This is a genomic window from Streptomyces sp. NPDC021749 (assembly GCF_040640655.1).
Classification (GTDB): domain Bacteria; phylum Actinomycetota; class Actinomycetes; order Streptomycetales; family Streptomycetaceae; genus Streptomyces.
On record NZ_JBFACE010000043.1, the window covers coordinates 1 to 13,305 of the forward strand.

A 13,305-nucleotide genomic window follows, 5' to 3' on the forward strand; every position below is an offset into this window, starting at 1 on the left:
GACCACGACTCGATCTGCTCAACCGTCAGCGACTTCTCACACAGTCACACCAACGAGCCCCACCCCACACAGTCACACCACATGCGGTTGCAGTACTAAGAGGGTTGGCCATGCGCTACGAACATGACGTCTGCTTCCACCGGTGTCCGATCGAAGGGCCAGGCGACACCATGACCACACGACAGGTACGCAAACGGTGTCAGGCCGCTCGTCAAGACGCTCGACCTGCCCCGGCCGTCCTGCGAGCTCGCACACGTCCCGCCGTCCGCTCTTTCGTCCACTCCCCCGCTGCACCCTCGCCCTCACCCGCTCCCGCCATGCCGGAGGGACGCGATCACCACACTCCGGCCAAAACCACCGCATAGGCGATATTCATGACACACCGCCCCGACACCCCAGCCCCCTACCGCACCGGCTTGCTGAGCAACCAGGCCCCCCACGAACGTGAACGCCTTCAGTCCATCCAGCACAGCGTCGATGCGTTCACCATCAAAGTCCTCCAGGAACTTCCCATCGAATCCTCCTTCACCTGCCTGGAACTGGGTGCGGGCGCCGGTTCCATCGCCTACTGGCTCGCCGCACGCTGTCCCCAGGGACGGGTGGTCGCCGTCGACATCGACACCCGACACCTCGACGCACACCACGCCACGAACCTGGAGATCCAGGAAGCCGACATCACCTCTGAGGACTACGCGCCCGGCAGCTTCGACCTCATCCACGCCCGCTACCTCTTGTGCCACCTCCCCCAGCGCGACGAGGTCATCGCGCGAGCCACCCGCTGGCTCGCCCCAGGCGGATGGCTCGTCGTCGAAGAGCCCTACCATCTGCCGGCCGATACCTCACCCTCTCCTCTCGTCCAGCGCATCCTGGCCGCCTATCAGCGCACGTACCGCGACAACGGCGCAGACATGACGTGGGCACGGAGCCTTCCCTCCCTGCTCGCCCGCAACGCTCTGAGCCAGGTGTCCTTCGCCGGAAACCTCGGCTGCATGGGCGGCGGGAGCACCAGGGACCGCTGGCTCCCCCTCATCACCCAGGCAGCCCCCGCCATGCTCGCCGACGGCCTCATCACCGAAACAGACCTGACGGAATTCACCACCCTCCTCACAGACCCGGCGTTCATCGACATCCCGCAAGTCACCATCGCGGCATGGGGCCGGCGCCCCGCAAAGGCCGCGAACACGTGACCGGGATGCTTTCCCGTTGGTCGCTGTCGCCGCCTGGGTGGTGACCATGCGCACCGCGCGCACCACATCAGGTCCGGGTGCGAGATGACCGCGCCGGGTTCGCTGCGTGGGACCAGGATTCGCTCGGGGGTACGCGCGGTCTATGCAGCCCTCGCCGAACACCGGAACGCCGGCGCATTCCGCGTCCTGCGTCCTGCGTCCTGCGCGAGCAGGGCCCCGGTATGGCAGAGCGCCAGCACCAGCCGGTACAGGGACAGCATGACCCCGATGATCGCCTCCGCGTGTTCCTCGTGAGGGGCGGCGGAGTGGCAGAGCGCGCGGTGCGGCTTGACGTACACCATCGGTGTTCCGGCGGCTGGTGAACGCCGGCAACGCGCCGATCTGTTAGCGTACGCCGTTCGCCAGGGTCGCCTCGGGACCGCAAGGTAACGCCGGCCGAATCCCCGCAACTCGTGGTGGCCGACATGCGCATCGACCGTCACCCGGTGGCGCGCGGCGAGGACGACATGCACCACATGGGAGTTGAGCTCCACGGTCAGTCGTTCCATGGTTGCAGACAGGGCGTCAGCGTGAGAAGCGGGCGCCGCGCTGGTCCTTCGTCGGCTGACAAAGGTGCTGGGGCCATTTGGACAACTGACGGTCCGTGGGGAAGCACCCGGTCTTCCTCGCCGCGAGCGGACCTGCACGGTCAGGATGCGGGCACGGAGTTCCCGTTGTCCGCAATGCCACGGGCTGCCGTGAAAACGACGAGGGTGTTGGCGGTGACGATCACTGCGATGGCCAGCCAGGAGACGGCGTCGAGGTGCTGGCCCAGAACGATGAGGCCGATCAGCGCGGCAAAGACGGGGTTGACGCTCATGAAGACGCCGAAGAAGTGCGGCGGCACCCGGCGCAGCGCCAGCAGGTCGGACACGAACGGTACGGCCGAGGAGAGGACTCCGGCTGCCAGCGCACAGACCAAGGCTTCCGGTGTCGGCGTGTGATGCCAGAGCACCCATGCGCCCACGGGCAGGTACAGGGCACCCGAGACGAGCGCTGCGGCGGCCGAGCCTTCCAGGCCGGGCAGTCGGGTGCCGACGGTGCGGTTGCACAGGATGTAGCAGCCCCAGCAGACCGCGGCCAACAAGGCGAGGCCGATGCCCAGGTAGTCGGTGGACGGTGTGGGGCGTGCGAGTACGGCCACCGCCCCCGCCGCGGCGAGCGCGGCGACGAGGTCGATGCGGCGTCGTGAGCCGGTGAGGACCACGGTCAGGGGGCCCAGGAACTCAAGCGTGACGGCAAGTCCGAGGCCGATCCGTTCCATGGCCGCGTACAGGGACAGGTTCATGCCTGCGAACACCAGCGCCAGGCCCAGTACCGGACGCCACTGCGCCGCGGTGAAGCTGCGGAGCCGCGGTCGGCCGGCCGCTCCCAGTACGGCAGCGGCCACCCACTGGCGCACGGCCACCACACCTGCCGGACCGATCACGGGGAAGGCGAGCGCGGCGAGAGCCGCTCCGGACTGGTTGGACAGTCCGCTGCCCAGCATCAGCGCGATTCCGCCCCATCTCTCCACGCGTCGGCCGGAACCACGCACGTCCGCGGAGCGCGAGGAGACGGCGGTGGTGTCGACGGAGACCGGGGAGGGCGCAGATTTCATGCCTCAACCATGAGCCCTCTGCCTGCATACATGAAGTGCAATCTTTGCGCTACCCATACGGTGAGCGTATGGGTGAGATCGAGGCCCTCACGTATCACCAGCAGGGCACCGGCAGGCTGGGGTCCCCGCTGGTTCCATGGCGGGGGCGCCGGGGCGCCCCCGATCTTCTGGGCACCCCTCGGCGCTGGAACAGCAGTGCCGGACGGCGCGTACGCGTGGTGCCCCCATGCCCTCGCCTCGTGCGCTTCAGGCGGTCGCGTAAAGGCGGGTCACGGCGTCGATCAGGTCGCCGAGCCCATGGGGGCGGTGGTCACGCCACCAGGCGAGCGCGACAGGAATGCGCGGACCGTCCTTGATGGGGCGATAGGTCACGCCAGGACGCGGGTGATGGTGGGCCGTGGCCTCGGCGGTGGTTCCCACTCCGCGTCCGGCGGCAATGATGTCGAGCCAGCCGTCGACATCGGTGGACCGGATGAACCGCGGCTGATGGTCGGTGCCTGTCCACAGCTCACCGCTGGTGGTTCCGACCCGGGGATCGATGACCACGGTGCGGTCCGCGATCTCGGCCATGCTCACCTGACGGCGGCGCGACCACTGCGGATCGTCCGAAGCGAAGGCGACCAGCCGGCGTTCCAGCCCGACCACGAGGGAGTCGAACCGCTTCTCGTCGACCGCGCGTCGCACGGTCGCCACATCGCACAGGCCCTCGGCCAGGCCCGCGGTCGGCGAGTTGTGCCGGACAAGCTCCAACGTCGTTTCGGCGTGACCCTGTGCCCATTCTCGTTGCAGGCGCATGGTGTGCTTCCCCAGAGCCGCCCACGCGTACCCCAGCCGAAGGACACCGTGGCGTGAGGCGAGGAATTCGGTGAACCTCGCGGCCTCGGCCAGCACCCGGCGGGCTTGTGGCAGCACCTGCTGTCCGGTACTGGTCAGCTCACATCCCCGCGGTAGGCGACGCAGCAGCCTCTCGCCAACGCTCTGCTCCAGGCCGGCGATGGTGCGCGAGACCGCCGCCTGTGAGACGAACAACTGCGCGGCGGCCTCGGTGAACGACCCTGCATCGGCGGCGGTGACGAAGAACCGCAGCTCTCGAAGCTCCCAATCCATAACCAAAACGTATAGCAGCGGTGAGACTCGCACTCACTTTGTGCAAGAGCGCGCCCAGATGAGGAGAGCTCGGCCAACGCGGCAACCAGGACTTGGGTTCGGCGCGCGACGAGGCGTCGTAACGGGGAAGTTCGCTCCGCGGCGCCCTGTGCATCGGCAGCCACCAGGAAACGCGCTTGAGGAAATCGCCGCCCCTGGCCGTGCTTCTCGACGTGCAGGTCGCCGCGGAAGGCAATCATCACGCCCTGCCGCGCGTAGGACTCGCCGTTTACCGCGTGCTGGATCGACTTCGCGTTCTGCTGCGTTCTGCTGCGTCAGGCCCGGCGCGGTGGCCGGCTGTGCCACGCCTGCCGGACCGCGCAACGGAGTTGCCCTGCCCGGATCACCGGTGGCCGGGGAGGACGAGGACCAGGCGCGGGCCGTCCCTTGTCAGGGGCTGCCGTGATCGCGGGCGTAGGCGGCCAGGACCTGCTGCCGCGGGCCCCCGGTGTGCAGGAAGCGCTGGTCGAGCACGGTGGCGAGGTCGTCGAGGGCGAGGGTCAGCACGGCCACGGCGCTCCGGACGCCCGGGTGCTCGGTTCGCAGCTCGGCAAGGTCGGCGGCGTAACCGAGGGTGAGTGCCAGCGAGATGTCGCCGGGCCCGTCGTGGAAGTAGTAGGACTCGGGGTATTGGAGGAAGTCCACGCAGGTGCGTGCGATGTCGGCAGCGAGTTGGCCGAGGACGGCCGCTCCCGCGTCAGCGGCCGGTTGGCCGGCCGCCAGATCGGCGCGGCTCAGCTGGGAGATGCGCAGTGCCAGCGCCCGTCGCCGGGCCAGGGCCGGGTAGATGCCAAGGATCCAGGAGACAGTGGCGGTCAACAGCGCGAAGCCGACCAGCGCCTCCAGCGGTGCCACGATGCGCAGCCAGTCGGCGGCGGGGGCGATGTCGCCAAGGCCGAGCGTGGCGACGGTCACCATGGAAAGGTACAGGGCGTCCACCGGCCCGGAGTGCTCGGACGGCTCCAGCGTGCCGGAGAAGGAGAACGCTTCCGGCATGTGCGGCCAGTACACCAGGGCCCAACCCACTGCCATGGCGCAGGCCCACGTAGCCACCACGGTCACCATGCCGACAGGCCCGGCCAGCCCAGCGGCCCTACTGCTCTTGCGCCCCCGGGTGGACAGTCGCCACAACAGCGACATGACGACCCTGCTCAGCCCCCCGTGGCGGGTGGGGTGCCACAGGGTGTGAAAGACGTCCCGCAGGATGATCAGCACCATCGCCGCACCGATCAGCGTGATCAGCCATTCCAATGAAACCTCCCGGCTCACCGCCTCACGTCCAGAATGGGGCAATCCCCCCACGAATACGTGCACGCGCCACGCCCGGTCCACCGTGCGCCAGCCGATCGGGCCGGGAGTCGGGTCATGGGCGCTGTCGGCCGGCGGACACAGTCGAAGGCTGCCGCGCCGGCTGCTGCAGCGATCGTCATCCGGCTCCGCGACCACCGTTCAAGAGCCGTCAGAAACGCCCCTGGCGGTCCGACTGCACATAGGCATCCCCGGCGCCGGCTCCACCCAGGTCGCGGACATCGCGCGCGCTGCGGCCGGGCCGGGGTGGCTGTACGGCGCCTTCCAGCTCGCCGGCCAGAAAGCTATGCCAAGCCCAGGAATTGGTCAAAGGTGCCGTTCCACAATTGCCACATCCCGAGCTCGTCCCGCTCGGGCAACGGCGCCCTGCGGCGCTGCTGCCGCACAAACCAGTCGTGGTCCTTGATCAGGCTTCCGAGTTTCGTCGAACCGCCTGGATATTCTTGAGGTCCCAGGATCTGGCCGACTTCGCCGAGACCGGCGGGAACGTATTTGAGCACCCATTCCTCAACATCACCTTTCGGCGCGTATCCAGCTGCGTACAATTTAGCGAACGCCGAAGTTGCAAGTTTCCGATAGCGAGGAAACGTTCGCTTGGCGACGTCGTTGATCATGTAGGCGTTGACGGTGTCGGCGAATCCGCTGAGCCTGGCCCTCCCGCCCTCGGCCTCGATGGCGCCGAGAACGCCGGTCCTGAAGATGCGTACCGCCCTTGACGGCGGAACCCCACCCATCGTCGACCTCTCGGCCAAAGCGAACGCGCCGACAAGGCTCACACCCGCAAGATCGAATATTCGCACATCGATGGACTCGGGACCAGAAGTCCATGTCTCGCCGGCCCAGTCGATCAACTTGTCCCTGGCGAGTTTGGTATGCACCCCGTGGATGAGCTCGGACACGAATTCTCCGAGCAGTCCGAAAATTGCTGTTCCTCCACCACTCGACTCACCGGACGAGGTCGATGAAATATCTTCCAGATGCCTCTGGAATACCTCGTACGGACCGCTTCGATCGGGAGACATGACCGGCCACCATGTGTCTGGTACGTTCGGGCGTCACCAAGAATCCTACTGCGGCTGCCCAAACGTCACAGCAAACACCGTTGCAGTACTAGGACCGCGTCGCCTTCTGGCACTCGTCCCCCAAGGGCTCACCCCGCCCGACCGGCGCGCTGCGGTCGTACGGGTCGATCTGCGTGCCGGCCTCGTCCGCCTGGCGATCCGTGCCGAAGGGAGGGGTGAAGTAGCCCGTCGGGGCGCCGCAGCCGCCGTTGGTCATGTCGTACTTGTACGAGACGATCGAGAACGTTCCCGGCTCGGTGATCACCTTGTCAGGGTCGTCCCAGCTCAGGACCAGCTCGCGCCGGACGATCGTGCGCACGATCTCGTCGTCGCCGCCCTCGTCCGCGCGGGTGACCGGGTAGACGAAGGTGACGTCGGCGGTCACCTGGAGCGCGCCGCGCTTGCCCTCCCGGTAGGTGAGCCGGCCCCGGGTCTTCACGACACCGCCGACCAGGTGGGTGCGGGAGGGCTGGAAGCGGCTGAAGAGGAGGAGGGGATCGTTTTTCTCGCTCGGCGTCCGGAAGGCGGTTTTCAGAAGCTCTTGGACGTCCCTTTGGTGCGGGTTGATCAGTGCGATCGCCTTCTCGGGACGCTCGCCCCGCAGCACTCCGCGGTCCAGGCCGGACGCGACGAGGAAGTCCCGGCTGCGGGCGAGGGCCCGCTCGACCTCGGCGGCGCTCATCCAGCCGACCGCCTGGGCCTTCGGCACGGTGATCCCGGCCGCTCCGCTTGCCCACCTCGCCGCCGGCGAGCCGCGGAACGGCTCGTCCATGGTGGGGTGTTGGGCCGCCTGGACCGGGGGTGCCTGGGTCGGGCGGGCGGTCTCGGCCGCCAGCGGTGCGGAGTCGGCGCCGGCGAACAGGTCCACTACCCGCCCCGGCGCGAGCGCCACCGCCAGCAGCGCCAGCGAGGCCAGCACCCCGGCCGCGTACCAGCCCGTGCGCCGCTTGGGCCGCGCGGGCGTGTAGCTGCGCCAGCCCTCCCGGCTACGGTCGGGCTCCGCGCGCAGCCGCTTGGCCACGTCGCGGGCCCGAGCCGACGGCTCCTTGGGCGCGTCGGCGGCACCGGCCACCGACTCGCGCAGAAACCGCTCCCACTCCTCGTCGGATCTGGACGAGCCGTCCGGTTCCGTACCCGCACCCATCCCAACCCCCTGGCAATCAGTAGACCGCGGCCCACTCCCCTGGGGCGCGTCCGCATGATGACACACAGCGAGAAGAGGGCAGGTCCGGGGCAGGCATCGGAGGTTGCAGCATCAGTGTCACCGGGAGAGTGAGGAAGGCAGGCATCTTCGCCGCCGTGGCGTAGCTGGCGGCTCGGCGACCGCGGCGTCCTTCGATGATGGGGTGATCCGGTCCAGTTCCAGCCCCACTTTGTGCGGGTGCACGCACGCCGGGGTGCTGTCGTCGAGGGTGTAGCGGTAGCCGTCGGCCGAGCCGAAGGGGCACTCTCAGGATGGCTGGTGGTGCACAACGAAGCCCTCGCGGGGCAGCCGCTTCGACGGGCCAATGCCGCAGGCCGGATGGTCCTCGCCCTGGGAGAAAGGCAAGGCATGTGCGGCTCCCCCGCCTGCCGTAACGGTGCTGCGCACCCGAGTCTGCGGCTAAAGGGTGTCGCAGAAGGTTGAGAGTGGGCGGCCAGGGTGGGGTGGCGCCTGGCCTTTTCATGTGGCGAGGGCAAGGTTGTGCATGTGGGCCACGGCCTGGACGCGTGGTGGAGGCCGTGGCCGCGCTGCCGGCAGTCGCGGAGGATCTTCCGTCCATTGGCGTCGAGTTGCGACGAGGTGGCCGCCCAGCGTGGTGACCGAACTTCGTACGGTGGTTCACGACGGCATCAGCGACGCGGAGTACGTGGCCGCGCTCAAGGTGCTGCGCAGGATGATCTCCGACGCCGGGTAGCGCCGGAAACCGGTTGGTCGTTGGAGGAAGATGCGCCCTGCGGGACATCTCCTCCAACGAGTAGGAGGGGAGGGCGTCCACGCCGCTGCCCAGACGCGGCCGGGGTCGCCGCGGAGTGGCTTCACGGCCCGGGCCGGGGGTGCGGGGGTGAGAGCCCTCACCGCGGACCGCAGACTCTTCTCGGCTCCGATTCCGGCAGCGCCGTTGAGGTCAGACGATGCGTCCTGTCACGTAGGCGTCCGTCGCGCCGCCCTGCGACCAGTGGAAGTCCTTGTGATGGCCCTCGCCGCACACCTTCATGTACCGGTAGCCGCCATGGTTGAAGTTCACCTCGACCATGGCGCAGTGGCCGTCCGCGTCGTCGTCCCAGATGGTGCCGGAGACCTGGACTCCCGAGGAGAGGTGGCACTCGCTGTAAATGATGTGCCCGCGGCCGGCCAGGTCGATGCGGTGGAAGGGACAGCTCGCATGGCGCGCCGACGGGGTCCCGGTCGGCGCCCCGGCAGCGGCGACTGCGGGCATGGCCAGGCCGAGTCCGGTAGCGGCAACCAGGGTGGCGACGGCACGCTTGACTAAGCAGTTCATGAGGAGTCCTCTCGATGGGGGGCGGCTGCCGTGAGCTGCCTACGGGCGCTGTGTTGCGCCTCGTTGTTCTCCTTCATCCTGATGTGGACCGGAATACCATGGGCAGGGCGCATCCGGGGCATACGGATCATCTGAGGCGCACGTCCTTCTGCCCGTACGCAACGTAGCTGACCCTCGAAGTCGGGACAGGTGCCCGTCTCACCTGCCGCCACCCACTCGGGGCAGCCTGACGACATCACCCGACGAAGGCGGACTTCGGGGAAGCGCCCTGCTCGTCGGCGGAGGGCTGACCGACCGGCGGATCACGCGCCAACCCAGCATCTCCGTGGGCGCCGTGGACGCACACCGTACGCACGGACGTGGCAAGCTCCACGTCCCGTCACGCGTTCAGAACGTCACATCGCTCGCCGGCCGCGCAGCCCCCTTCAGTTCCTGCCCTCCTCGATGGGGCGGAGCGCCGTACTGGAAGCGCTGATTTTCTTCACCATGGCGAGGAGGGACCGGCCGCCCACTTCCTCGCACTCCAGAGGGGATTCCCGGCCGAGTAGGTAGCGGATGCCGTCAGCCCACCGGACGGGCTGGACGAGCTGAGCACCGAGGGTCTGGACGAAGTCGCCCGGCACGTGCGGACGGCCGGTCACGTTGGCGATCACCGGCGTATGGGGTTCTTCGAAGGTGCATTTCTTGAGGTGTTTCTCGAATTCGATGCGTGCCGGATCCATGTACCGGGAATGGAACGGCCCGCCGACGCGCAGCGGGACGAAGCGCACACCCCGCCGCGTGAGCGCCTGGTGCGCGCCCCGGAGAGCGCCGTCCGGGCCCGCGATGACGGTCTGGGCGTCGGTGTTGAAGCCTGCCAGGTCGACGCCCTCGACCTCGTCCTGCCGGAAGATGTCGAGGAGTTGCTGGGCCGGCAGGTCCAGCACCGCCGTCATTCCTCCGCCGGAGGCCGCCGCCATGAGTTCACCGCGCTTCTTGACCAGCCGCAGCCCCGTCTCGAAGTCGAAGACCCCGGCAGCCAGCAAGGCGTTGTACTCGCCCAGACTGTGTCCGAGGTAGTAGTCGGCGCGGCGCCCTTCCCGGTGCTCCCGCTCGAACGTGTGCAGGGCATTGACGACGAAGAGTGCCGGCTGTGTGCACTCGGTTCGCGCCAGCACGTCATCCGGATTGTCCCGGCAGAGCGCGACGAGGTCGTACCCCAAGAGATCGCAGGCGAACTGCGTAAGTCCGGGGTAGCGGTCGAAAACATCCGCTCCCATACCCCGGAACTGTGCCCCTTGCCCGGGGAAGAGGACTGCAAACGGCATGGTGCCTCCCAGAACAGAACCGCCGGACCATCCCTCACGCCGTTCCGTGATCCGAAGCCCGAAGGGACTTGCGGGAGGGATGGTTGTTTCTCGTTGGTGGTGGTGACGAAGTGATGTCGGTGGGGCGTCCGGGCACGTCTCGCACGTTCGAGCTGCCGCTCACCCGCCGCAACAACGTGACGGAGGGCCCGGCGCCCATGGCTCGGTCGCGGGAGGGGGCGTTCTCCTCGCAACACCGAGCGGACCTTCCCCTTGCAGGCGCCGCCGTGCCGCGGCCTGGTCGGCCCCTCGGTGGACCTGTTCAGCGGCGGGTGCTGCTCTCGCGTGCCTGGTCGCGGGAAGGTCCGGTCTCCGGCCGCTCCCGGCTTTCCCCGGAACGGCCGAGGGCGGCACCGCCGAGTACGTCGAAGAGCAGCAGCGCGCTGTGCAGCCGCAGGCGGTCTTCCTGGACCGGGTGGCCCAGGAGGCGTTCGGCCTTCCTGATCCGGTAGGCGACGCTGCTTTTGGCGATGTGCAGCCGACTGGCGACGGCGGACATGCTGCGCTCCATGTCCAGGTAGCACTTGACGGTGGCCCTCAGTTCGGACATGTCGTCGGCGGCCATGGGGCCCAGTGCGCGGCGGACGAACTCGGCGCTGAGGTCGCGCCGGGAGCGGAGCAGAATGGCCAGCTCCAGTTCGGCGTAGTCGTACGGCGGAGTCCGGCTGCCGGCGTCGGGACCGGCCGCACGGATGATCTCGGTCGTCTCTCTGGCCTGCCAGTGGCTCGTCCGGAAACCCTCGATACCGTCACCCGGCAGGCCCCCCGCGATGTGCATCCCCGGCGTCAACGTCATCTGCTGGGCCGGTCCGGCGGCGCTGCGCAGCTCGCCCAGCGACAGGGGGCGTCCGCGGGCGCGCGAGCCCCACGCCCACAGGGTCGACAATCCGACGGGCACGGTCAGCAGCGAGGAGCACCCGGCGCTCCGCAGCAGCGCCGTCGCGGCGTCGGCCAGGTCTTCCGTGCCGCTGCCTCCCCAGTCGTCACGCCAGACGATGAGTGCGATATGGCTGCGGCTGATGTCGTATCCGAGCCGCAGGAACGCCCGCGGCGCGCTGATGTCTGCGCCGTCGAGGATGTCGAGGACCAGTTCCTGACGGAGCGCCGCGGCGCTTCCGAACCAGCCCCGCCGCTCGTTCTCGGCCCGCTCGGCCAGCGCCAGGAGGGTGTGCTGGACTCTGGACACCAGTGCCTCGGATAACGTGCGGGTGAGGGCCGCCGCTTCCGACGGGTCGAGCATCGCATGGCAGGCTCGGAACAACTCCCGTACCAGGCAGTCGAGATGGCCCTTGAGGGGGTGGAACGCCTCGTCGGCGGGGAGGTTCCGGCGGGTGAACTCGCGGACGGACAGGCCGACGATCTCCGGAATGTCATCAGCGGCAAAACCGGCCAGGGAGGTGAGGAAGTACAACGCCAGCGCTTCCGCACTACGCGCCGTCAGTTCGTCGGGAATTACGGACAGTACGGAGACGCCGGCTTGCACGGCGGGCTGCCGAAGTGATGACGGGCCCGCGTAGGACGAGGCGGGGGCGGGGTACGGCCCGGCCGACCGCGCCGGGGACGTCGTGGCCATCAGGCGGGCCACTTCCACCGCCCAGCCCACCGCACCGTCGCCGATGAGCAGCCGAGCCTCACGGAGCGCGGCCTCGTCGCTCACCGCTTTCCGGAGCGCGGAGGCGTCCCGGGGCCGCAGCCGCCGGACCCACAGGTGGTCTGTCATGGGTTCTCCGGTCCGTCAGCCGAGGTGCGTGGCGGCCCGGGTGCTCCGTCGGGCGGACCGGGCGCATGCGCCGGGTCCCTCGGCACCGGATTCGCGGAGCGGTAGCCCGGGCGCCTGGCCCTGGCTGCCGTGGCAAGTGACCGCGATCTTGCGATTCTGGCTGGTGGACAGGTCACCGTCGTCGTAGAGCGCCACGTAACTTCTCCTTTGCTCCGGGCTGCTCAAGTTACCGACCGAACCGTCCAACCCTCCTTGCCCGCCCCCAGCCATGCCGCTTCGTGCCTGGAAGTCTTCCGGAATCTCCCTGGATCATCCCGGTGCCCCTCGACCGACCGGGACCGGCTATGTGGAACATCGCAGCTTTCCGGACATTTCCAGGTCGGCATCCAGAAAGTTGCACCGCAATGCTGCGGCGTACCGGTACGGACGCCGGTGCCGCTCCCCCTGAAAATGTCCCTGCAAGGCCAGCCGCTACGAGTACCGCAGTCCCCCACCACCGCACAGAACTCCTCCACCCCGAACGTGAGCAAGACATGTCCCCACGCCGCACCTTGAAGCCGACGCCCTACGACCGGCAGCCGTCATTCACCTCCTCAAGAACCGAAGAGGCAGGTCAGAAATCGCCACGTCGGCAACGGGACGGCGGTCAGCACGTCCACGCCCCGGCTGACAATGAACTGCAGGTCTCCGTTGAGAACGAAGGGCACAGGAGAAAGTGAGCTTGAGCGCGCTCAGCGTGGCGGTGCATGCGGGCGATCAGATCACCAGACTCGCCCTGGTCAGTTACATACAGCAAAGACCCTACATGGTGCTGAGCCCCACCGGCACCGCCTGCACAGCGGATGTAGTGGTGGCGGCCGTGGGCCACGCGGACGATTCCACCATGGACTTGTTACGCCGGCTGTCGCCCTCACCCGGTTCCCGGTTTCTCGTCATCGTCGACGGCAAGTGGTACACCGACCTGCACAATGCTCTTGACCTGGGCGTACGAGCCGTCCTCTTCCGCTCGGACTTCACCTGGACGAAGTTCAGCGAAGCGGTCCGGGCGGTCGGTGACGGCCAGGGTGATCTGCCGGCCGCGCTGCAGGGCAGGCTGATGGACCAGGTCCGGCACACCCATCGCGAAGTCCTGGCTCCGCGCGGATTGACCGCCTCGGGGCTGACCTCCCGTGAGATCGACGTACTGCGGCTCGTGGCGGAAGGGTACGACCTCCACTTCATAGCGGAGAAACTCCGCTATTCCGAGCGCACCGTCAGGAACGTGCTCTACGGGCTGATGAAGCGGCTCAACCTGCGAAACCGCACACACGCGGTTTCCTACGCCATACGGTCGGGGCTGATATGAGAGCAGGGGCCTGACGGGGCACCCTCGACGCAGCTCGTTGCCGCATGCCGTAGGGGCGATCGCACCTCTC

The 13,305-nt window shown here is 68.3% G+C and carries 11 protein-coding genes and 3 pseudogenes; 3 read left to right on the forward strand and 11 right to left on the reverse strand.

What is annotated here, in order from left to right; genetic code table 11:
- Nucleotides 1–374: 374 nt before the first annotated feature.
- A complete protein-coding gene (locus AB0G35_RS30855) occupies nucleotides 375–1,187 on the forward strand; it encodes a class I SAM-dependent methyltransferase (RefSeq protein ID WP_360956284.1) in 813 nt (270 codons plus the stop codon).
- A gap of 140 nt (nucleotides 1,188–1,327) precedes the next feature.
- Here AB0G35_RS30855 and AB0G35_RS30860 read toward each other — a convergent pair whose 3' ends face one another.
- From AB0G35_RS30860 to AB0G35_RS30890, 7 genes and pseudogenes are all read right to left on the reverse strand, one after another.
- Nucleotides 1,328–1,735: a LamB/YcsF family protein gene (locus AB0G35_RS30860; protein ID WP_360956286.1), complete on the reverse strand. Its 408-nt coding sequence runs from the start codon at nucleotides 1,733–1,735 to the stop codon at nucleotides 1,328–1,330.
- A gap of 140 nt (nucleotides 1,736–1,875) precedes the next feature.
- Nucleotides 1,876–2,715, reverse strand: coding sequence for an EamA family transporter (locus AB0G35_RS30865; RefSeq protein WP_360956356.1), 840 nt, complete (start codon nucleotides 2,713–2,715; stop codon nucleotides 1,876–1,878).
- 357 nt (nucleotides 2,716–3,072) lie between these two features.
- On the reverse strand, nucleotides 3,073–3,966 hold the full coding sequence (locus AB0G35_RS30870) for a LysR family transcriptional regulator (RefSeq protein ID WP_360956288.1): 894 nt from the start codon (nucleotides 3,964–3,966) through the stop codon (nucleotides 3,073–3,075).
- Between the two features lie 158 nt (nucleotides 3,967–4,124).
- Nucleotides 4,125–4,278: pseudogene (locus AB0G35_RS30875) on the reverse strand (AIM24 family protein); the annotation flags it as partial.
- 84 nt (nucleotides 4,279–4,362) lie between these two features.
- A complete protein-coding gene (locus AB0G35_RS30880) occupies nucleotides 4,363–5,223 on the reverse strand; it encodes a potassium channel family protein (protein WP_360956290.1) in 861 nt (286 codons plus the stop codon).
- Between the two features lie 341 nt (nucleotides 5,224–5,564).
- Nucleotides 5,565–6,302 carry a hypothetical protein gene (locus tag AB0G35_RS30885; protein WP_360956292.1) on the reverse strand — a complete coding sequence of 246 codons (738 nt, stop codon included), beginning with the start codon at nucleotides 6,300–6,302 and terminating at the stop codon, nucleotides 5,565–5,567.
- Nucleotides 6,303–6,390: 88 nt separating this feature from the next.
- Entirely contained in the window at nucleotides 6,391–7,485 is a 1,095-nt protein-coding gene (locus AB0G35_RS30890; RefSeq protein ID WP_360956294.1) for a hypothetical protein, read from the reverse strand.
- Nucleotides 7,486–8,137: 652 nt separating this feature from the next.
- On the opposite strand from AB0G35_RS30890, the pseudogene AB0G35_RS30895 reads away from it, so the two are divergent.
- A pseudogene (locus AB0G35_RS30895) lies at nucleotides 8,138–8,239 on the forward strand (MarR family transcriptional regulator); the annotation flags it as partial.
- A gap of 210 nt (nucleotides 8,240–8,449) precedes the next feature.
- On the opposite strand, the gene AB0G35_RS30900 reads toward AB0G35_RS30895, so the two are convergent.
- The 4 genes and pseudogenes from AB0G35_RS30900 to AB0G35_RS30915 form a co-directional block, all read right to left on the reverse strand.
- Nucleotides 8,450–8,824 carry a hypothetical protein gene (locus tag AB0G35_RS30900; RefSeq protein ID WP_360956296.1) on the reverse strand — a complete coding sequence of 125 codons (375 nt, stop codon included), beginning with the start codon at nucleotides 8,822–8,824 and terminating at the stop codon, nucleotides 8,450–8,452.
- 425 nt (nucleotides 8,825–9,249) lie between these two features.
- Nucleotides 9,250–10,131, reverse strand: coding sequence for an acyltransferase domain-containing protein (locus tag AB0G35_RS30905; RefSeq protein ID WP_360956298.1), 882 nt, complete (start codon nucleotides 10,129–10,131; stop codon nucleotides 9,250–9,252).
- A 301-nt stretch (nucleotides 10,132–10,432) separates the two neighbouring features.
- The gene (locus tag AB0G35_RS30910; RefSeq protein WP_360956300.1) at nucleotides 10,433–11,890 is read right to left on the reverse strand and encodes a helix-turn-helix domain-containing protein; all 1,458 of its coding nucleotides are present in this window, start codon (nucleotides 11,888–11,890) and stop codon (nucleotides 10,433–10,435) included.
- A gap of 84 nt (nucleotides 11,891–11,974) precedes the next feature.
- Nucleotides 11,975–12,085 (reverse strand): annotated as a pseudogene (locus AB0G35_RS30915) (ketol-acid reductoisomerase); the annotation flags it as partial.
- A 526-nt stretch (nucleotides 12,086–12,611) separates the two neighbouring features.
- Between AB0G35_RS30915 and AB0G35_RS30920 the strand changes: the two are divergent.
- Nucleotides 12,612–13,235, forward strand: a complete 624-nt coding sequence (locus AB0G35_RS30920; protein WP_360956302.1) for a response regulator transcription factor — start codon at nucleotides 12,612–12,614, stop codon at nucleotides 13,233–13,235.
- The last annotated feature ends 70 nt before the right edge of the window (nucleotides 13,236–13,305 follow it).

Bases quoted from the DNA above. Each gene is read 5' to 3' on its own strand.
- AB0G35_RS30855 (WP_360956284.1), top strand. From the start codon at position 375: ATGACACACCGCCCCGACACCCCAGCCCCCTACCGCACCGGCTTGCTG.
- AB0G35_RS30860 (WP_360956286.1), bottom strand. From the start codon at position 1,735: ATGGAACGACTGACCGTGGAGCTCAACTCCCATGTGGTGCATGTCGTC.
- AB0G35_RS30865 (WP_360956356.1), bottom strand. From the start codon at position 2,715: ATGCTGGGCAGCGGACTGTCCAACCAGTCCGGAGCGGCTCTCGCCGCG.
- AB0G35_RS30885 (WP_360956292.1), bottom strand. From the start codon at position 6,302: ATGTCTCCCGATCGAAGCGGTCCGTACGAGGTATTCCAGAGGCATCTG.
- AB0G35_RS30890 (WP_360956294.1), bottom strand. From the start codon at position 7,485: ATGGGTGCGGGTACGGAACCGGACGGCTCGTCCAGATCCGACGAGGAG.
- AB0G35_RS30900 (WP_360956296.1), bottom strand. From the start codon at position 8,824: ATGAACTGCTTAGTCAAGCGTGCCGTCGCCACCCTGGTTGCCGCTACC.
- AB0G35_RS30905 (WP_360956298.1), bottom strand. From the start codon at position 10,131: ATGCCGTTTGCAGTCCTCTTCCCCGGGCAAGGGGCACAGTTCCGGGGT.
- AB0G35_RS30910 (WP_360956300.1), bottom strand. From the start codon at position 11,890: ATGACAGACCACCTGTGGGTCCGGCGGCTGCGGCCCCGGGACGCCTCC.